Raw genomic sequence first — 19,466 nt, 5'->3', positions numbered from 1 at the left:
TCAAGCTCCCCGCTTGGACGCCAGGCTGATCATGGGGCCGCGGCGTTCATGATCACCGTCATCGACCTGCTGACCCGTGGTCAGGAACGTGAACAAGTCATGGGCAAACGCATCCAGCCGGGCCAGGTAGACACGATTGATGCGCACGAAGGCGTTATAACCCAACACCGCCGGAATCGCCACGGCCAGCCCCAGCCCCGTCATCACCAGGGCCTCGCCCACCGGCCCCGCAATGCGGTTGATGGTCACCCCGTCAGCCATGCCGATGGAAAGCAGCGCATGATAGACCCCCCACACGGTGCCAAAGAGCCCCACGAATGGCGCCGTGGATCCCACCGATGCCAGGACCGTCAGGCCGTTCTCCAGCCGGGCGGTTTCCTCGTCGATGACCTTGCGGATGGTGCGTGTCACGAACGCGGCCGTGGAACCGCTCTCTTCGAGCTTCAGCGCCCCGTACCGGGCATGGTGCTTCTGCGCGTGGATGGCGTGACTGGCGAGATGGGCGAACGGTTCGGTGGCTCCATGGGTGGCGATTTCGTTCTCGACCTGCTCCAGCGAGCTGGCAGCCCAGAACTCGGCCAGAAACTTCCTCGATCGATGACGAATGCGCAAGTGCGTGAAGGCCTTGGCGAGAATCAGATACCAGCTCGCCAGGGACATCAGCACGAGAAAGACGAACAGCGACTTGCCGATCAGGTCACTCTGCCCGACGAAGTGGGCGATTCCCAGACTGCCCGCAGCCGCGGCCGCTGCCGGCGCTGCCGCCAGCACATGGGCACCCGCCGCGACGGCTCTCGAAGCCGCCGTCGTGCCGGCGTCAGCGCCGCTGACCTGGGCCAGCGCCAGCGCAATGGAATGGATGACATCGAGCATCATGAGCGCAACCTTTTACGATGAAAGCTATAGGACGAAATCAAAGGGAATGTCCACCCTTGCCGGATAGGCGACCCCATTTTCCGTATAGGGCCGGAAGTGTGCCCGCCGCATGGCCTGAACCGCCGCCTCGTCCAGCCTCGCATAGCCCGAGGAATGCTGGACCTTCACATCGGCCACCCCACCCTGAGGCGTGATCAGTACCCGCAGCACCACCCGCCCCTGCTCGCCGCGCCGCTCGGACAGACGGGGATAGACCGGCGTGGGGCGCTTGCCCAGATAGTCCACCTGACCCACGGTCCTGGGACGATCCGGATCCACGGCCTGCAGCTGGCCGGGGGCGGTGGGAGCAGTGTCGGACCGGCTGGTCGAAGCGGCACTGGCCGCAGCCAGCGACGGCGGCACGGCGTCATGAGCCGGCCGTGCCTCGCGGACGGGCGCGGCTTTGGTTCTGGCCGGCGGGACCGGTCTGGTCTTGTGGACCGGCTTTGGCTTCGATTTAGGCTCTGGGGCCGGCTCCGGCGCCGGTTCAGACTCCGCAACCGGCACAGCATGATCAGGCTTGGACTCAGGCGCAGGCGCCTGATTCGCCGGCGCCAGTTCCACGAACTGCACGTCCAGCGCCTCCGGCTGTCCCGCCGCCACCTGCACCACTGGCGAGGACAGCACCATGGCCAATACCGCCGCATGCAGCCCCAGCGCCGTGGACGCAGCCGCAAGCTTCAGCCACGGAAAGCGGGCAACGCCAAGGCGCATGGAGACCATTGATTCTGACGATAAGAAGACGGGCATTTTATCAATGATGAAAACGATTCCCAATACAACCAAAAACACGTACAGAAATAAAGGATTACTTATTTCATGAAACTTCACACGGCTGGATACAGTCTGTCAGTCAGGAGACACTCCCTATTTTTTCCACCGATCGAGAGGCCTAACAACACCATGCCGAGAATCTCTGCCCTGTGGGTCACCGCCTTGTGTGCCCTATGCCTACAGACCGCCGCACTGGCCGCCGACACGCCTCCCGCCAGCATCTATCTATCCACGGATTATCCATCCCTTACGCTGCAAGCTGGGCAGACTTCCACCGTGTCGCTGCAGTTGCGCAACCAGTCCACGCCCCCCGAGCGGTTGACGCTTTCCATGGCGGGGGTCCCCAAGGACTGGAAGGCCACGCTGCTGGGGGGCGGGCGCCCCGTGGAATCCGCCATGCCCGCCAGCAATGACTCGTTGAGCCTGCAATTACGCCTGGACATCCCCAAGAACGACGCCAAAAGCCAGCATACGATCACGGTCCACGCCGACAGCAGCTTGCGCCACCTGAGCCTGCCCATTGACGTGACGCTGGCTACCCAGTTACCAGCCCAGTTGTCGGTCAAGCCGGAACTGCCTCAGCTCACCGGGTCCGCCAGTACCTCATTCGATTATCAGCTCACGGTGAAGAACGAAAGCGGGCAGGACGTGCTGGCCAGCCTGGCAGCCCAAGCACCACAGTACTTCGACGCCACGTTCACCGAAGGATACGGCACGCAGCAGATCAGCGCCGTCCCGATCAAGGCCGGTGAATCCAAGACCGTGAAACTGCACGTTCGACCGCCCATCTCGGCAGCCTCGGGCGAACACGACATCCAGGTACAGGTGGCAGCCGACGGGGTCAAGGCGGCAACCACGCTCAAGCTCGACATCACCGGGCAGCCAGCGCTCACGCTCGCTGGCCGCGACGGCCTGATGAGCACCCAGGCGCAGATCGACCACGCCAGCACCATGCCGCTGGAGCTGCGGAACACCGGAACCGCCGTGGCCCAGGACATCGCGCTGGACAGCACCGCGCCCTCCGGCTGGAAAGTCAACTTCGAACCCGCTCAGGTAGCGCATCTGGAGCCTGGCAAGACTGCCGAGGTCCAGCTTCACATCACACCTTCGACCCAGTCGCTGGCGGGGGACTACATGGTCAAGCTACACGCTCGCTCCGGTGGCCAATCGGCGGACGGCGACCTGCGGGTCTCGGTCACCACGTCCTCGCTGTGGGGCATCACCGGCGCGGTTCTGATTGCCATCGCGCTCCTGGTGCTGATCGGTGCCATTGCCCGGTATGGCCGGCGATGAGCAGCGCAGCCATCACCGCCCAGGGGCTGGGCAAGGACTATGGCCGGCGGACCGTGGTCCAGTCGCTGGACTTCGACGTCCGGGCCGGTGAAGTCTTCGGCCTGCTGGGGCCCAACGGCGCTGGCAAAACCACCACCATCCTGATGCTGCTGGGGCTGACCGAAGCCAGTCGCGGCCAGGTCCGCATCCTGGGCGAAGACCCCTGGCGCAACCCGCTCGCGGTGAAGCGCCAGATCGGCTACATGCCGGACTCGGTCGGGTTCTACGACTACCTGAGCGCACGCGACAACCTCCGCTTCACCGCCCGGCTGCTCAGCATCCCCGCGAGCGAGCGGGACGCCCGCATCGAGCAGGCGCTGGCGCGCGTCTCGCTGCAAGAGCGCATCGACCAGCGCGTGGGCACGTTCTCGCACGGTATGCGTCGCCGCCTGGGCCTGGCTGAGATCCTGCTCAAGCGCGCGCCCATCGCGATCCTGGACGAACCCACATCTGGCCTGGATCCGCAATCCACGGAATCCTTTCTGCGCATGATCGCCGACCTGCGTGAGGACGGCACCACCGTCCTGCTGTCCTCGCACCTGCTGGACCAGATGCAGCGCATCTGCGACCGCGTGGCGCTCTTCAATGCCGGGCGCATCGCGCTCATGGGCCCGGTGGCTGATCTGGCTCGGCAGGTGCTGGGTGGCTGCAGCCACGAGATCCGCGTAGAAGCCGACGGCGCCGACCTGAACCAAGCCCTTTCAGCAGTGCCCGGCGTGAAATCGGTCCATGCCGACGCGAATGGCAGCTATATCCTGCAGGCCGAGGCGGACGTGCGCGCCCAGGCCGCGCAGGCCGCCGTGCTGGCCGGCGCCAGGCTGCGTGGCCTGGCAGTCAGTACTCCCAGCCTGGACCGCATCTACCACCACACCTTCTCGGAGAACGCCGCATCATGAAGACCCACCGCATCGGTTCGCCCTGGAGCGGGATGGGAGCCGTTCTGTCCAAAGAGCTGGCCGATCACATGGGCAGCGCACGCATGCGCATGCTCGAGTGGCTGGTGGTGCTGACGGCTGCCGCCGCGCTCTATGGCGCCATCCAGGGCATCCGGCAGACCACGGCCTCCGATCCTTTCGTGTTCCTGCGCCTGTTCACCGACACGCGCGCACCGCTGCCATCTTTCGCTGCATTGCTGGGGTTCCTGATCCCGCTGGTCGCCATTGGGCTGGGGTTCGACGCCATCAACGGCGAATACAGCCGGCGCACGATGAGCAGGCTGCTGTCGCAGCCGCTGTACCGCGACGCACTGCTGCTGGGGAAATTCCTGGCCGGACTCGCCGCGCTGGGCATCTGTCTGGTCTGCCTGTGGCTGCTCGTCATGGGCGCCGGCCTGATCCTGCTGGGCGTCCCGCCCAGTGGCGAGGAAGTGTTGCGTTCGCTCATGTTCCTGCTGGCGGCACTGGCCTACGCAGGCGTGTGGCTGGCCGTGGCCATTCTCTGCTCGGTGGCCTTCCGGTCTGCTTCGACCTCGGCGCTGGTCGCCCTGGGTCTGTGGCTGTTCTGCGCCCTGCTCTGGCCCATGCTGGCGCCCGCCATCGCCCAAGCGATCGCACCGCCCGATCTGGCCACCCAACTGGCAGGCGGGATGGACCTGCATACCGTCGCCTGGCAGCAGGGACTGCTGCATGTGTCTCCAACCACGCTGTTCAACGACACGGCCATCACCCTGCTGAGTCCCTCCACACGGACGCTGGGGCCGGTCTTCCTGTCGCAGATCCAGGGCGCGCTGCTGGGCAGCCCGCTACCCCTGTCGCAGAGCTTGGCCATCATCTGGCCCCAGTTCACGGGGCTCATCGCCGCCGTCGTGCTGCTGTTCACGGCGGGCTATGTGGTGTTTCAACGCCAGGAGATCCGCGCCTGATACGGCGGGCGCCCGCGCGTGGCCAAAGATTCACGGGGGAACCGGAGAACCACGCCCGCCCTCGCCCGTCGGGTCAGACCCCCAGATACGCCTGCAGGACGCGTGGATGATCAAGCAGTTCGGCGCCCGTGCCGGACAGCGCCAGGCTGCCGTTTTCGAGTACATACCCGTGCTGCGCCGATTTCAGCGCCTGGCGCACGTTCTGTTCCACCAGAAACAGCGTGAGGCCATCTGCATTGATGGCGCGCAGGGCGCGAAAGATTTCCTGAACCAGCAGCGGGGCAAGCCCCATCGAAGGCTCGTCGAGCAGCAGCAGGCGCGGCTTGGCCATGAGCGCGCGGCCGATCGCCAGCATCTGCTGCTCGCCGCCGGACAGATTGCCAGCGAGGCCATCCAGGCGCTCCTTCAGCCGCGGGAACAGCGAAAACACATAGTCGAAATCAGCCGGCAAGCCATTGTTCCCGTGGCGATAGGCGCCCAGAATCAGATTTTCACGCACCGTCATTTGCGTCAGGATGGCACGGCCTTCGGGGACCTGGATGATGCCGCGATCCACGACCCGGTGCGGCGGCAGGCGCGTGATGTCCTCGCCGTCAAAACGGATGGTGCCACCAGCCTTGGGGACCAGCCCCGATAACGCCAGCAGCGTCGAGGATTTACCCGCGCCGTTGGCGCCCACCAGCGCAGTGATGCCGCCCAGCTCCAGATCGAAATCGATGCCGCGCACGGCCTCTACATGGCCATAGCGTACCGTCAGGCCGCGTACCTCGAGCACCGCACTCATGCCGCCTCCTCGTCACGCCCCAGATAGGCTTCGATGACATCGGGATTGCTGCGGATGGCCCGCGGCTCCCCGCAGGCAATGATGCGGCCGAAATTCAGCACCGCCACCTGGTCGCACAGGCCCATGACGAAATGCATGTCGTGCTCGATCATCAGGATGGTATAGCCGCGCGCCCGGATGGCCTGGATGTCTTTCATGAGTTCAGCCCGTTCGCCGGTATTCATGCCGGCCACGGGTTCGTCCAGCAGCAGCAGCCGGGGTTCCGATGCCAGCGCGCGGGCCAGCTCCAGCCGGCGCTGCTCGCCATAGGACAGGTTGTTGGCCAGGTCGTGGGCCTTGTGATCCAGCTTCATCCAGGTCAGCAGTTCCAACGCTCTTTCGCGGGCGGCGGATTCCTGCTGGCGGTAACCCTGCAGGCCCAGCAGCAGCGAGGACACGCCGTAATTCATGTGGCGGTAGGCCCCCACCACCACATTCTGCAGCAGCGTCATTTCCTTGAACAGGCGGATGTTCTGGAACGTACGCGCCAGGCCCAGGCGCATGATGCGATGCGGCTTCATCCCCACCAGCGAGCAGTCCTCGAACCGGATGCTCCCCGCCGCAGGCGTGAGCAGCCCTGTCACCAGATTGAAAATCGTGGTCTTGCCGGCTCCATTTGGGCCGATCAGCCCGAAGATCGAGCCGGACGGCACCTGAAGGTTGACGTCCTGCAACACCTGCAGTCCGCCGAAATGCACCGAGACGTTGGAAAGTTCAAGCACGGCGGTGCCTCCGTTTGCCCAGCCACGCCCCATAGCGCGCGGGATCCCAGATCCCCTGGGGCAGGAACAGCACGATGAGCACCAGAATCAGGCCATTGGCCACCAGGCGGAAATGGTCCAGACCACGCAGGACCTCTGGCAGCAACGTCAGGATGGTGCCACCCAGAATCGGGCCCAGGAGGCCGTTGATGCCGCCCAGAATCGTCATGGTCAGGATCTCTACCGCCCGCTCGAAGCCATACTCGTTGGGACCGATATAGAACGTCAGATGCGCATCCAACGCGCCCGCGAGCCCGGCCACGGCCGCCCCCAACACGAAGGCGAGCATTTTGTTGGCCACCACGTTCACACCCATCAAGCTGGCCGCTGTCTCGTCGCCGCGGATGGCGTCAAAGGCCCGGCCGATCCGGGAAACCTTCAACCGCCACAGCACGAACAGCACCGCGACTACAGCCAGCAGGACGTGCCACCACTGTGTCAATTGGGGAATGCCGTTCAGACCCAGCGCCCCCCCCGTGAGCGACGTTGTGTTCAGTACGAAGACGCGCACCACCTCGCCAAAGGCCAAGGTGGCCATGGCCAGATAGACCCCCGACAGCCGCAGCGTCGGCAATCCGATGATCGCCGCTGCCAGCGCCGGCACCGCCATACCCGCCGCCAGCGACACGATGAAGGGCGGCGCGAAATTCACCGTGAGCAGCGCCGCCGAATAAGCGCCAATGCCCATGAAAGCCGCGTTCGCGATGGACAACATGCCGCAGTCCAGCGTCAGCCAGATCGACAGCGCGAGCAGCGCATTGGTGCCCAGTGAGAGCACGACATTACTGTAGATGGCCCAGAAGGTCTCGAAAGCAGTCATGTCGGCCTCACGCCTTGCGTTGAACGGCCTTGCCGAACAACCCTTGCGGGCGCAGCAACAGCACTAGAAACAGCAATCCGAAAGCCACGGCATCGCGCATCGTGGACCCCACATACGCGACCGACAGAACCTCCGAAAACCCCAGGAAAAGGCCCCCCAGCATGGCGCCCGGAATACTGCCCAGGCCGCCCAGGATCACCACCGCGATGCCCTTTTGCAGCATGGGCTCACCCATGAGGGGATACAAAGCGTCCGAATACAGGCCAATCAGCACACCAGCGATCCCGCCCAGGCCGCCCGCAGCAAAAGACGTGGTGAGAAACAGCCGTTCCACATCAATGCCCAGCAGCCAGGCCGCCTTGGGGGATTCGGCCACCGCCCGCATCGCGCGTCCGAAGCGTGTACGCCGCATCAACAGCATGAGCAGCACCATCAGCGCCAGCGACAGGAAGATGATGCCCAGCTCCACGACCGTCATGCGGATGCCGGCGACCTGCAGCGTATCGGTGGGGACGATGCCATGCGGAAAGCGCTGATTGTTCGGGCCAAAAATGCCCTGAGCGCCATTGGTCAGAATGATGCTGATGCCGATCGTCGCGATCATGGCGATGAGTTGCGGAGCGCCGCGGCGACGCAGCGGCCGAAGCACCAGCCGGTCGATCACGGCAGCGCCGAGACCCGCCACCGCAAAGGCGATCAGCAGCCCGGCCCACAACGGCATCCCCAGGCTCGCAATGGTGTAGAGCGCCGCGTAGGCCCCCACCATGAAAATCGCGCCGTGCGACAGATTGATGACGTCCAGCACGCCGAAGATCAGCGTGAAGCCCAGTGCAAACAGGGCGTAGACGCACCCCAGCGATAGAGCATTGATGAGTTGTTGTGCCAGCATGGGACTAATGATGTGCCATTTGGTTGATTCGCACGCCTATTTTAGGGGCCTGAACGGAAGAACCAGACAGGACACTGCCCATGCGGGCACAGGACTGAACCGATTATTTTTCGATCACGTATTTGCCGTTGCGGGTCACGCTGATGATGGCCGTTTGCTTGGCATCATAACCAGCCGGCTTCCCCGCCTTGGTCTTGGACTGGACGAACTCGAACGCACCGGTGGCTCCCGTCCACTTGACGGCCGGCAGCGCGTCGCGCAGCGCCGTACGATCCGCCGCCAGATTGCCGCTGAGCTTCACCTTCTTCAGCGCCTGCACGGCGATATGGGTCGCATCGTAGGATTGCGCAGCGAACTGATCGGGTGCGGCACCGAACTTGGCTTTATAGGCCGCCACGAACTTGGTGTTCTCCGGCGTGTCGTTGTCGATCGACCACGGGCTGCCCACCCACAGATCATTGGACGCAGCACCCGGAGCCAGGGTGAAGACCTTCACCGAGTTCATGCCGTTACCGCCGATGAACGGCAGCTTGATCCCAAGCTGGCGGGCCTGAACCATGATGGGACCGCCTTCGGCCATCAGCGCCGACAGCACGATCGCATCCGGATGGGTGCTCTGGATCTTCGTCAGCTGTGCCTTGAAGTCCACGTCGCCCTTGGCGAAGGTTTCCGTCGTGGTGACCGGGATCTTCAGGTCGGACAGGGCCTTCTTGAAGTTGTCGTACCCACTGACCGTGAATACGTCGTCATTGCCGTACAGCACAGCGACCTTCTTGATGCCCAGTTTCCGCTGCGCAACCGACAGCGTCACCGGCAGCACGTCGGCCTCGGTCACCGAATTGCGGAAGATGTAATTACCAATGGAAGTGATCCCATCAGCCGTGTTCGAGGTCCCGAAGGCGACCGTCTTGGCCCCCTGAGCGATCGGATCGGCAGCTTGCGCAGAATTCGACAGCGTCGGTCCGAAGACCATCAGGACCTTGTCCTGGAAGATCAGTTTCTTGAAAACGTTGATGGCGTCGTCCTTCTTGCCTTGCTCGTCTTCAACCACGAACTTGATCTTGTTGCCGTTGATCCCGCCCGCCGCGTTGATCTCGGACGCGGCCAACTGGAAACCGTTCTCGATCGAATGACCATACTGAGCAGCTGGGCCGGACAGCGCTTCCGCGACGCCGATCTTGATGTCGGCCGCCTGGGCTGCCGTCAGGCTGCCGGCCGCGACGAGCGACACGAGCAGCAAATTGCGTATACCTTGCATGTTGAGACCTCTTCTGGTTTTAGCTGAGATACGCTGGAATGAGCCAATCCTCGAAATTGTCCCTCGACACCTTGCCACTCAAACGCAGCTTGAGCGAGATTCTAGTGCAAAGCCAGATCAGTGAAAACGGACAAATCGTTGTAATCTGCTGACAACTCCAGTCACCGTCAGTCGTTCATGGACGATACACAGGTACTCAGCATCACCGAACCAGCACGCCGCACCCCCGTTCTGGACGAGGTCGACATCCTCGTCCTGGGAGGCGGTCCGGCCGGCCTGGCTGCGGCGGCATCAGGCGCCCGGCGTGGTGCGCGCACCCTGCTGGTGGAACGCTACGGCTTTCTCGGAGGCATGGGAACAGCCGCAGGCGTGACGAATTTCTGCGGCCTGCACGGTAACGTCCATGGCACGCTGCGCCAAGTAGTCCAGGGTACGGGCGCCGAGCTGCTGGACCGCATCGCCGCACTGGGCGGGCTGAATGTCCCACATCTGCTGTTCGGCGGCCGCATTGCCGCTCAGGCCTATGACACCGCCGCCTACAAAGTCGCCGCCGACGAACTGCTGGCGTCTACGGGCGCGGAAGTCCTGCTGCACGCCTGGATCGCGGGTGTGCAGATGCGCGACGCCGCGCACATCGACGTAGTGCTGGTGGAAACCAAGTCGGGGCGGGCGGCCATCCGCGCCCGTCTGTTCGTGGACTGCACCGGAGATGCCGACGTGGCCGCTCACGCCGGCGCACCCTTCGAAAAGGGCAGTGACGGGCACTCCATGCTGTATCCCAGCACCATGATGCGGATCGGCGGAGTCGACGCAGGGCGCGCGGGCGATGCCTGGCGCCACGTCGCCGAACACATGCAGGCCGCTCAGGCGCGGGGGGAGCACTTCGCCCGTCAAAGCCCGATTCTCAGACCACAGAAAAACCCCACCGAGTGGCGCGCCAACGTCACGCAGCTCGCGCGTGCCGACGGTGGTCCCGTGGACGGCACCGACGCGCGGCAGCTTTCCGCTGCCGAGAGCCAGGGCCGGCACCAGGCAGCCGAATTCATGCGCTTCCTGCGCCGGGACATGCCGGGTTTCGATCAAGCCTATCTGCTCGACCTGCCGCCCCAGCTCGGCGTGCGCGAAACGCGCCGCATCGTGGGCGACTACGTGCTGACGGAGGACGACGTACTGTCCTGCGCAAGCTTCGACGACACGGTGGGAGTCAACGCCTGGCCCGTCGAGGAACACCTGCCGGGGCGGGTGGAATTCAGATGGCCGCATGGCACGGATACCGCACAGGGCCGCGCCGCCTGTCGTGGCTTCAATCACCTGCCCTGGCGCATGCTGCTGCCCCGGGGCATCGACAACCTGCTGGTGGCGGGGCGCTGCGCGAGCATGACCCACGGGGGCCAGTCCGCCGCCCGCGTCTCGGGTGGCTGCTTCGTCATGGGGCAGGCCGCCGGCACAGGGGGTGCACTGGCCCTGCAGGCCGGCTGCCCGCCGCGCAACCTGGCGATCGCCCCGCTGCAAGACGCACTGCGGCGCGACGGCGCCTGGCTCGGGCAACCCGGCGATCCCCTGCCACCCGCCATCGCCGAGCACTAGACTTCCTCTCGTACAACCAACACCTGATACCAGGAGCCTATCCACCATGCAACGCAGAACCTTCATCCTGAAAGCCACAGCGACCGCTGCGGCTGCCATTGCGGCCCCCATGACGGTGTTCGCCAAGGACTGGCCATCGCGACCTATCAAGCTGGTCGTCGGCTTCCCGGGCGGCTCCACGCCCGACATGGTGGCCCGCACCCTGTCCGAACCTATGTCCAAGGCACTGGGCGTCCCCATCATCGTGGAAAACAAGTCCGGCGCCAGCGGCAACATCGCCGCCGAATACGTTGCCCGTGCCACAGATGGACATACTCTGGGGATCGTCATCAATGGCAACCTGACCTCGTCGCCGCTGCTCTATCCCAACCTTCCCTACGATCCCATGAAGGATTTCAGCTTCATCAGCCTGCTGACCACCGCACCGCTGGTGCTGGTGGCACCGGCGAATGAACCATCGGGGTCCGCCTTCTTCGACAAGGCACGTCAGGAAGGCGACAAGTGGAACTACGGGTCAGTCGGGATCGGCTCGGTCTCGCACCTGGGCATGGAACTGCTCAAAAGCGACGTGCCCGGCCTGGCCCCCGTGCAGATCCCGTACAACGGCGGCAACCCGGCGGTCGTGACGGCGCTCATCGGCGGCCAGGTCCAGATGGCGCTGATGCCGCCCGGCACAGCCTTGCCTCAGGTCAAAGCGGGCAAACTCAAGGCCATCGGCGTCACCAGTGCCCAGGAGAGCGACCTGGCCCCCGGCATCCCATCCCTGGCCCAGGCCGGCGTGAAGGACTTCACCTTGGAGGTCTGGACCGCGATGGTAGGGCCCGCCAGCCTGCCGGCGGCGGCCCAGCAGAAGGTTTCCGACGTGGTGATCAGCGCGCTGAAGGACCCAGCCATCCGCAAGAAGCTGGTGGTACAGGGCTGGCAGGCGGTCGGGACTACTCCGCAGGACATGCGGATCCGGGTGGAAAAGGAAGCCCAGCTGCTGGGCGGCATCATTCGCAAGCAGCACATCCGTTTGCAATGATGGCGATCAAACGAATCAACAAAGACTATTACGGCGGGGCCCTGATGGTGCTCTTCGGGCTGGGTGCCATCGCCGAAGGGACGGGCTACCACCTGGGCACGCTGCGGCGCATGGGACCGGGCTTCTTTCCCGCAGCCGTGGGCGCGCTGATGGTGCTGTGCGGAATCATCATCGCCCTCGAGGGCCTGGCCGGCCAAAACGTCAGCAACGGCAAGGGCAGGCCAGAATGGAGGGGCTGGCTGTGCATCACAGGCGGGATCGTGGCGTTCATCCTGCTGGGGAAATACACCGGCCTGCTGCCTGCCACCTTCAGCATCGTCTTCATCTCCGCACTGGGTGACCGCCAGAACACCCTGAAGGGCGCACTGATCCTGTCGGTCGCGGTCTGCGCGGTCGCTGTCGCGATCTTCTGGTGGGCACTGGGAATCCAGTTTCCCCTGATCATGTGGGGAGCACCATGATCGAAAAGGCGCTGCTGGACCTGATGTACGGCTTTGGCATTGCCTTCGAGCCACATAACCTGATGTGGTCCATCTTCGGCGTCATTGCCGGCAACCTCATCGGCGTGCTGCCGGGACTGGGCGCACTCACCGCCATGTCCATCCTGCTGCCGCTAACCTATGTGATGCACCCGGTGGCGGCCATTCTCATGCTGGCCGGAATCTTTTACGGCTCGATGTACGGCGGCGCAATCGGCGCCATCCTGCTCAACCTGCCCGTACACCCGCCCCACGCCGTCGCCTGCCTGGACGGCTATCCGTTGACGCTGCAGGGCCGCGGCGGCGCCGCGCTGGCCGTGGCCATGATCGCCTCATTCGTGGCCGCCTCCATCGGCATCCTGATCATGGTGTTCTTCTCACCGCTACTGGTGGAAATCGCCTTCAAGTTCGGCCCTGCGGAACTCTTTTCCATCATGCTGCTGGGCCTGCTGGCGGGCTCGACCATGTCGCGCGGCTCAGCCGTCAAAGGTGTGGCCATGACGCTGCTCGGGCTGCTGCTGGGCGTGGTCGGCACCGACGTCAACACCGGCACCATGCGGTTCACCTTCGGCCTCATGCACCTGCAGGATGGCGTGGACCTGGTGGCGCTGGCCATGGGTCTTTTCGGCGTGGGCGAATTCCTGCTCAGCGTCAACAAGATGAGCACCGTGGGAAGCGGCGCCAGGATGCGCTTTCGCGACATGCGCCCGACCCGAAGCGAACTGAAGAAATCGTTCTTCCCCATGCTGCGCGGCACGGCCGTGGGCACCCTGTTCGGCGTGCTTCCAGGCACCGGCCCCACCATCACCACCTTCGTCGCCTACGCGCTGGAGCGCAAAGTCTCCAAGACACCGGAGCGATTCGGCCACGGCGCCATCGAAGGCGTGGCGTCTCCGGAGGCCGCGTCGCACTCGAAGACACAGGTGGACTTCATCCCCACCATGAGCCTAGGCATCCCGGGCGACGCCATGATGGCGCTGATCCTGGGCGCCCTGCTCATCCAGGGGATCCAGCCCGGCCCGCAACTGGTGACCGAGCACCCCGACATTTTCTGGGGCCTGGTCGCGAGCTTCTGGGTCGGCAACCTGCTGCTCATCGTCCTGAACATTCCGTTCATCGGCCTGTGGGTCAAGCTGCTTCAGGTCCCCTACAAGTACCTCTACCCCGCTGCGCTGTTCTTCATCGCCATCGGTTGCTTCAGCACCCAGAACAGCCTGTTCGAGGTTGGTGAAGTACTGTTGTTCGGCATTCTGGGCGCTGTGCTGCGCTACCTGGATTTCTCCGTCGCCACCATCCTGCTGGGCTACGTGCTGGGGCCCATCGTCGAAGAAAACTTCCGCCGTGCCCTGCTGCTGTCGCGCGGCGACCTGCTGGTGTTTCTGGAGCGGCCGATCAGCGCGGGATTCATCGCCGCATCGGCGTTGCTGATCGGCGTGCAGATCGCGGCGTTCGTGTGGAAAGTACTGAAGCGGCGGAACCAGCCGGGGCTGAAGCAGGAAAAGGAAGCGGCAACCTGAAGAACGGTCGGATCGCCGCGGCCACGGAGCACCGGCGATACCGACCGGAATCCCTACGCTTCGGGCTGTCCCACTCCCGCCCCGGGCCGCTGCGTGACCGCCTCGCGAAACGGCAGCAGATCCGCTTCGTCGAGCGTCTCTTTTTGCAGCAACAATTGTGCGGAGCGATCAAGCGCATCCCGGTGCGCCCCTAGCAGCGCGAGCGTGCGATCGAAGGCCTGGTCCACGATGCGCTTGACTTCGGCATCGATTGCCGAGGCGGTCTCATCCGAGTAATTGCGTTCCTGAGGACTGAGGAAGACCTGATCCCGCGCGAGGAACGACCGCTGCTCCCTTTCCAGCGTGACGTGTCCCAGGCGCGCGCTCATGCCATAGCGGGTGACCATGGCGCGAGCGATATCGGTGACCCTTGCGAGGTCGTCGGCCGCACCGGTCGACAGATGCCCGAAGACGAGCTTTTCCGCGGCACGGCCGCCAAGCAGGACGGCCATCTTGTTTTCGAGTTCCTCGCCCGTCATGAGGAAACGTTCCTCGGTAGGGCGCTGAATGGTGTATCCCAGCGCGCCGATGCCGCGCGGGATGATCGAGACCTTGTGGACCGTGTCACTGCCGGGTAGCGCCATTGCCGCTAGCGCATGTCCCATTTCGTGATATGCGGTGATCTCGCGCTCCTTCGGAATGAGCAGGCGATTGCGCTTCTCGAGACCCGCCACGATGCGCTCGATGGCATTGGTGAAGTCCCTCATCGTCACCGCATCCGCTCTACGCCGGGTAGCGAGCAGCGTGGCTTCATTGACGAGGTTCGCCAAGTCGGCCCCGGTGAACCCTGGAGTGAGCGCGGCGATTTCCTCAGGCGAGATGTCAGCCGCCAGTTTCGACTTCTTCAGGTGCACGCCAAGGATCTGAACGCGCCCCTGCTTGTCAGGGCGATCGACAAGAACCTGGCGATCGAAGCGCCCGGCACGCAGGAGCGCGGGATCGAGGATTTCCGGGCGATTGGTGGCCGCCAGCAATACCAGGCCGCTCGACGGATCGAAGCCATCCAGCTCCGCAAGCAGCTGATTGAGTGTCTGCTCTTTCTCGTCATGCCCGCCGAACGTCGACCCAATGGCGCGCGCACGACCGAGTGCGTCGAGTTCGTCAATGAAAATGATGGCGGGCGCCTTGGCCCGTGCCTGTTCGAAGAGGTCGCGTACACGGGCGGCGCCAACCCCCACGAACATTTCGACGAATTCCGAGCCAGAGATCGAAAAGAACGGCACGCCGGCCTCGCCCGCGACGGCACGCGCGAGCAGGGTCTTGCCCGTGCCCGGCGGACCGACCAGCAGAATCCCCTTGGGCAAGCGACCACCAAGCCGCCCGTAGCCTTCCGGGTCCTTCAGGAAGTCGATGATTTCCTTGAGTTCGTCCTTCGCCTCGTCGACACCCGCCACATCATCGAAAGTGACGCCCGTGTCCTTCTGCATGTAAACCCGGGCCTTGGACTTGCCGATTTGCATCAGACCACCGCCAAGACCCGATCCCACGCGTCGCAACAGGTAAATCCAGACCCCGACGAAGAGCAGCGTCGGCACAATCCACGACAACAGATCCCGCAGGAACGTGCTCTCGATCTGCCCCGTGACCACGACATGATGCGCCTGCAGCTCACGGGCCAGATCCGGTTCGACGCGGGTCGTGGCAAATTTCGTATGCCCCTCGATTGCCTGGGTAAAGGTGCCACGGATGTACTGATCAGAGACCGCAACCTCGGCGATCTTGCCCTCGTTCAGATAAGTCAGGAACTGGCTGTACGGTATCTGTGCGACCTGCGTCGTGGCCGCGAAGAAATACTGGAACAGCAGGAGCACAGCCATTGCGCCGACCCAATACCAGACATTGAATCGCGTTTTCTTGTCCAATTCCATCGCCGCCGACCTCCGATCTAGAGATTCCGTGCACCTGCAACCGAATAGAACGTTGGATAGAATGGATATCCACCATCATCCAAAACCCGCCCTGGAAGTCTTCGTGGCATTCCCAGGCCTCGGGCGCGCTGGGACAGGAGGCCGGCGGGGCTGGCTCAAATGTCCTTTTATAACGGCCTGCTCAAGCGCCCCAGTGGCGCACCCTGCCGGTGTCGATATGCACGAATTGCTCACGAGAGTAGTACCCAACCCCTCCTGCTTTCAGCGATAGCGCGACGTCCCGCAGTTCCGTCAGTGGAACGCCTGGCAGGCGGATGTCGATTGCCTTCCCATCCATGTGCAGACTATGTTTAGCAACGCCTCCAGTGTTGGCGGCGCGCAATCTGTTGTTGGTGGCTGGGCAGCGGTAGCCGGAAATGACCTGGAATGGCTGCAAGGCCGTGCCCAGCACCAATACGATGCGATGCAAAACATCAAACAATTCCGGATCCATGGCTCCCACGTCTCCGGTATAGTGATCACGCAAAAAGTGGTTCAAGCGGTTTAACGCCTGCGGCACATAATGGCCACCCTCGGAATAAATCAGCGAAATATTTTCCTTGGTATGCGTATGGTTAAAAGACAGGCTGGATGCCTGTGTATCGCTTGCCAGCACTCGCGGAGCATAGGTTGCTCCAATTCCAAATGTAACAACGCCCGCGGAATAACAAAGAAACTGGCGTCGAGAGGAGGTAAATGATTTAGTCATGATAAATGGCGCCGTAGCGGAAAGCTTGTATTCGACTGGCTATTGCACAGGAACGGAGAGAGGGTCAGCACGAACGCGGTGTCTCAATACGTTCTCGAGCAAGTCGTCCTGTGCGTACACATCGGGGAAAAAGTAGACCTTATCATTATTGACGATCACTGTGCTGTAAGTGATCAATACCCGCAGGGGTTGCTTCAAACGGATTGTTTTTGACGTGCCGCTCGACATGGCATCGCGAATGCGCTTTTCGGTCCATTCGGGATCGTCTTGAAGAACGAATCTCGCCAGGCTGACCGGGTCTTCGACGCGGATGCAACCGTGGCTGAAATCCCGCCTGTCGCGGTCGAACAGCTGAGGCACAGGCGTGTGGTGCAGATAGATGTTTTGATCATTCGGAAAAACGAATTTTATATCCCCCAAGGCATTGTGGGGGCCAGGCCTCTGACGGATACGTAACTGACCCTGCTGCACGGCCAACAGGTTCGCATCAGACAACGTACTTATCGGCTGCCCTCCTTTCGTAACGAATTCGAAACCTTGTTGCTGGAAGTATCCAGGATCGCGGCGCAGGCGCGGTATGACTTCGGAACGGGCGATCGAAAGAGGTACATTCCAGTAGGGGCTGAACTCAATGAAACGCATGTCCTCGTCGAACACAGGCGTACGCTTGTCCAGCGCGCTGCCGACGATAATCTTCATTTTCACTCGGACAGTGGCTTTACCGTCCCTCACTTCATAAGCACGCAGAACGAACTCAGGGATATTAACCACTACCATGCGCGGTGCTTGAAGCAGCGGTGTCCAGCGAAGGCGTTCAAGGGTCAACTCAATTTGGCGCACTCGGCGAGCCGGCATTACCTGTAATTGCTTGAATGTCGCGTTGCCAAGAATGCCATCGTCCAGCAGCCCATGGCGTTGCTGAAATGCGCGAACGCCATCGACCAGTGCACCTTCGTAACGCGCGGGTACCGGTGTATTTGCGCGTAGGTCACCCAACGCGACAAGCCGCTGCGTCAGGACCGCCATCCCCTCATAAGCCTGCCCCGGCTCCAGCTTTTTCCCAGGTATGACGGCCAAGTCGATTTTCCAGGCTGGGTGGCCAAGCAACTGACGGTATTCGGCCAGGGCCTGCCGCAATTTGGCGTACAAAGGTATGCGCGGCGTAGCCAGATGCACCGCCTCGGGCAATTGATTTGATGCAACGGCATTGGACAAATAGGTCGCGGCATCAAAATAGGTGGTTGCCGGAGGCGCTTTGAAATACTGATGAATAACTCGCGGATCAAGCCTGCCCTGATGCAGATCAAGCAGATAGCGTTGCATGGCAGCAGTCAACGCGGCATCCAGCTCGGCAATGGCGGACGCAGGCTGCATCGGCCCGTGTGCCGCCTGATCCAGTGCCTTTCGCAAAGGTTGTGCGTGGTAGTCCGCAGGCGCCAAACCATCCAAATCCGCGGTGGTTAAAAATTCCGCCGCCTGGATAGCTTGTGATGTCGGTCGCCCGTGGTCAAACCATAACAAAGTGTCTTGCGCCGCCGAACACGCCAAGTGAAGGCATAGCGCAAATGCCAAGAATAACAGGCGGACCGTATTCCTGAATCTGGTATTGCCCAAGACCACCCCCCATTTTGGCGATCCGCTCGACTCAGCAATTCCCCTTCTTGGCCTGCCCCGGAGGGCAGAATCCACCGTGCCCATAACCCGGATCGGGGTCAACGACCACCGATCCGCCTGGGGTATACACTGCACAAGCGGAAAGCAGGGACAACAACGCGCAGACCAACAATATTCTTTTCATGGCAACCCCTTTTGTGGCGTAGCAATTCTGCCCCAGGTTGCCGATGAAAGCACTACAGGTCGTAACTGAACTGGTCGGTGCGGGAGGCGGGGGATGTACCTGGTTTGCACACCACTACCCCGATGAGGACGTGGCGCCGTAAGGCCCCGGTGACTGCGGCATAAATTGGCAAATACTGCAGCCGGTTCCAAGCTTAGGGTGCATCCAGGTCGAGCCGCACACCCGAGCGATCCGCCACATTGACGAGGTGGGCGCGCATGGCCGCGCGGGCCTTATCTGCAGAGCCGCTGGCCAGCGCCTCGATCACGCACGCATGCTCGGCAATAGGCTCCACCACACGATCCGGGTTGGCGAAAGCCACGCGGCGGCTGCCCTCGACCAGATCCTGTATGCTGGTAAGGGTATCCAGCAGCAGCGGGCTGCCTGCCAGCTGGAAGATGTACGCATGAAAGTCGTGGTCACCCTCGGACATGGCGACCAGATCGCCCACGCGCGCAGCTGCTTCCATCTGCCGCACCGTGGCACGCAGCCGATCCAGCCCCGACGGCGTCACTACCCGGGCCGCCAGCATGACGGCCATGTCTTCGAGTTGGGCGCGCACCTGGTAGACGTCACGCAGCGCGTAGCGTCCCTGGAACTGCCATCGCCCATAAGCGCTGCCCTGCCCCCGCTCGCGGCCACTGGCGATAAAGACCCCGCGACTGGGCTCGCTACGCAGGATGCCCAGGCCTTCGAGGACGGTGATCGCCTCGCGCAGAGAGGCGCGGCTGACCCCCAGTGCTTCAGCCAGTTGCCGCTGCCCCGGCAGGCGGTTGCCGCGCACCCATTCTCGACGCTGGATACGGTCCTGGATCTCTTGGGCAATGCTCTGGACGATGGAAAGCTTTTTTTTCTGCATATGCATGGCACCCACGAAACGAACTGGTCAGACCGGATGAGCCTGCCTGTACCTTTGTCCGTTCATGCTGAAAAC

General features: G+C 63.0%; 18 protein-coding genes. 7 read left to right on the top strand and 11 right to left on the bottom strand.

The annotated features are described in order from the left end of the window. Both EPN31_RS05430 and EPN31_RS05425 read right to left on the bottom strand, forming a co-directional pair. Complete coding sequence (locus EPN31_RS05430) at nucleotides 1-873, bottom strand: MotA/TolQ/ExbB proton channel family protein (protein ID WP_291770601.1); 873 nt, start codon at nucleotides 871-873, stop codon at nucleotides 1-3. 27 nt (nucleotides 874-900) lie between these two features. Further along, nucleotides 901-1,629: an energy transducer TonB gene (locus EPN31_RS05425; RefSeq protein ID WP_291770567.1), complete on the bottom strand. Its 729-nt coding sequence runs from the start codon at nucleotides 1,627-1,629 to the stop codon at nucleotides 901-903. A gap of 189 nt (nucleotides 1,630-1,818) precedes the next feature. Between EPN31_RS05425 and EPN31_RS05420 the strand changes: the two genes are divergently transcribed. From EPN31_RS05420 to EPN31_RS05410, 3 genes are read left to right on the top strand one after another with little or no spacing between them, the layout of a single operon-like run. Next, on the top strand, nucleotides 1,819-2,982 hold the full coding sequence (locus tag EPN31_RS05420) for an NEW3 domain-containing protein (RefSeq protein WP_291770565.1): 1,164 nt from the start codon (nucleotides 1,819-1,821) through the stop codon (nucleotides 2,980-2,982). Then, complete coding sequence (locus tag EPN31_RS05415) at nucleotides 2,979-3,917, top strand: ABC transporter ATP-binding protein (protein WP_291770564.1); 939 nt, start codon at nucleotides 2,979-2,981, stop codon at nucleotides 3,915-3,917. The genes EPN31_RS05420 and EPN31_RS05415 overlap by 4 nt, the downstream gene beginning before the upstream one ends. Further along, nucleotides 3,914-4,882, top strand: a complete 969-nt coding sequence (locus EPN31_RS05410) for an ABC transporter permease (RefSeq protein ID WP_291770563.1) — start codon at nucleotides 3,914-3,916, stop codon at nucleotides 4,880-4,882. The genes EPN31_RS05415 and EPN31_RS05410 overlap by 4 nt, the downstream gene beginning before the upstream one ends. Nucleotides 4,883-4,955: 73 nt before the next feature. On the opposite strand, the gene EPN31_RS05405 is transcribed toward EPN31_RS05410, so the two are convergent. From EPN31_RS05405 to EPN31_RS05385, 5 genes are all read right to left on the bottom strand, one after another. Continuing rightward, nucleotides 4,956-5,666 (bottom strand): ABC transporter ATP-binding protein, encoded by a 711-nt coding sequence (locus tag EPN31_RS05405; RefSeq protein ID WP_291770562.1) that lies wholly within the window; start codon nucleotides 5,664-5,666, stop codon nucleotides 4,956-4,958. Beyond that, nucleotides 5,663-6,427 (bottom strand): ABC transporter ATP-binding protein, encoded by a 765-nt coding sequence (locus EPN31_RS05400; RefSeq protein ID WP_291770561.1) that lies wholly within the window; start codon nucleotides 6,425-6,427, stop codon nucleotides 5,663-5,665. The genes EPN31_RS05405 and EPN31_RS05400 overlap by 4 nt, the downstream gene beginning before the upstream one ends. Further along, the gene (locus EPN31_RS05395) at nucleotides 6,420-7,286 is read right to left on the bottom strand and encodes a branched-chain amino acid ABC transporter permease (RefSeq protein WP_291770559.1); all 867 of its coding nucleotides are present in this window, start codon (nucleotides 7,284-7,286) and stop codon (nucleotides 6,420-6,422) included. Before EPN31_RS05395 ends, EPN31_RS05400 begins: the two co-directional genes overlap by 8 nt. A gap of 7 nt (nucleotides 7,287-7,293) precedes the next feature. Further along, entirely contained in the window at nucleotides 7,294-8,175 is an 882-nt protein-coding gene (locus tag EPN31_RS05390) for a branched-chain amino acid ABC transporter permease (RefSeq protein ID WP_291770558.1), read from the bottom strand. A gap of 103 nt (nucleotides 8,176-8,278) precedes the next feature. Next, nucleotides 8,279-9,433: an ABC transporter substrate-binding protein gene (locus tag EPN31_RS05385; protein WP_291770557.1), complete on the bottom strand. Its 1,155-nt coding sequence runs from the start codon at nucleotides 9,431-9,433 to the stop codon at nucleotides 8,279-8,281. Between the two features lie 177 nt (nucleotides 9,434-9,610). On the opposite strand from EPN31_RS05385, the gene EPN31_RS05380 reads away from it, so the two are divergent. Genes EPN31_RS05380 through EPN31_RS05365 form a run of 4 tightly spaced genes read left to right on the top strand, consistent with a single transcriptional unit; the run spans nucleotide 9,611 to nucleotide 14,040 of the window. Then, on the top strand, nucleotides 9,611-11,020 hold the full coding sequence (locus EPN31_RS05380; RefSeq protein WP_291770556.1) for an FAD-dependent oxidoreductase: 1,410 nt from the start codon (nucleotides 9,611-9,613) through the stop codon (nucleotides 11,018-11,020). Nucleotides 11,021-11,066: 46 nt separating this feature from the next. Then, nucleotides 11,067-12,044: a tripartite tricarboxylate transporter substrate binding protein gene (locus EPN31_RS05375; RefSeq protein WP_291770555.1), complete on the top strand. Its 978-nt coding sequence runs from the start codon at nucleotides 11,067-11,069 to the stop codon at nucleotides 12,042-12,044. Beyond that, nucleotides 12,041-12,505, top strand: coding sequence for a tripartite tricarboxylate transporter TctB family protein (locus EPN31_RS05370; protein ID WP_291770554.1), 465 nt, complete (start codon nucleotides 12,041-12,043; stop codon nucleotides 12,503-12,505). Before EPN31_RS05375 ends, EPN31_RS05370 begins: the two co-directional genes overlap by 4 nt. Beyond that, on the top strand, nucleotides 12,502-14,040 hold the full coding sequence (locus tag EPN31_RS05365) for a tripartite tricarboxylate transporter permease (RefSeq protein ID WP_291770553.1): 1,539 nt from the start codon (nucleotides 12,502-12,504) through the stop codon (nucleotides 14,038-14,040). Before EPN31_RS05370 ends, EPN31_RS05365 begins: the two co-directional genes overlap by 4 nt. 53 nt (nucleotides 14,041-14,093) lie before the next feature. On the opposite strand, the gene ftsH is transcribed toward EPN31_RS05365, so the two are convergent. The 4 genes from ftsH to EPN31_RS05345 form a co-directional block, all read right to left on the bottom strand. After that, nucleotides 14,094-15,941 (bottom strand): ATP-dependent zinc metalloprotease FtsH, encoded by a 1,848-nt coding sequence (ftsH, locus tag EPN31_RS05360; protein WP_291770600.1) that lies wholly within the window; start codon nucleotides 15,939-15,941, stop codon nucleotides 14,094-14,096. Nucleotides 15,942-16,128: 187 nt separating this feature from the next. Then, the gene (locus EPN31_RS05355; protein WP_291770552.1) at nucleotides 16,129-16,695 is read right to left on the bottom strand and encodes a DUF882 domain-containing protein; all 567 of its coding nucleotides are present in this window, start codon (nucleotides 16,693-16,695) and stop codon (nucleotides 16,129-16,131) included. Nucleotides 16,696-16,734: 39 nt separating this feature from the next. Next, on the bottom strand, nucleotides 16,735-18,243 hold the full coding sequence (locus tag EPN31_RS05350; protein ID WP_291770599.1) for a L,D-transpeptidase family protein: 1,509 nt from the start codon (nucleotides 18,241-18,243) through the stop codon (nucleotides 16,735-16,737). Nucleotides 18,244-18,686: 443 nt separating this feature from the next. Next, nucleotides 18,687-19,397, bottom strand: coding sequence for a FadR/GntR family transcriptional regulator (locus tag EPN31_RS05345; RefSeq protein ID WP_291770551.1), 711 nt, complete (start codon nucleotides 19,395-19,397; stop codon nucleotides 18,687-18,689). Between the last annotated feature and the right edge of the window lie 69 nt (nucleotides 19,398-19,466).

Origin of the sequence: Castellaniella sp., from assembly GCF_004321985.1 — a bacterium.
Lineage (GTDB): Bacteria > Pseudomonadota > Gammaproteobacteria > Burkholderiales > Burkholderiaceae_B > Castellaniella.
Note: the sequence above shows the minus strand (reverse complement) of the source record. Positions and strands in the feature narration are given on the sequence as shown.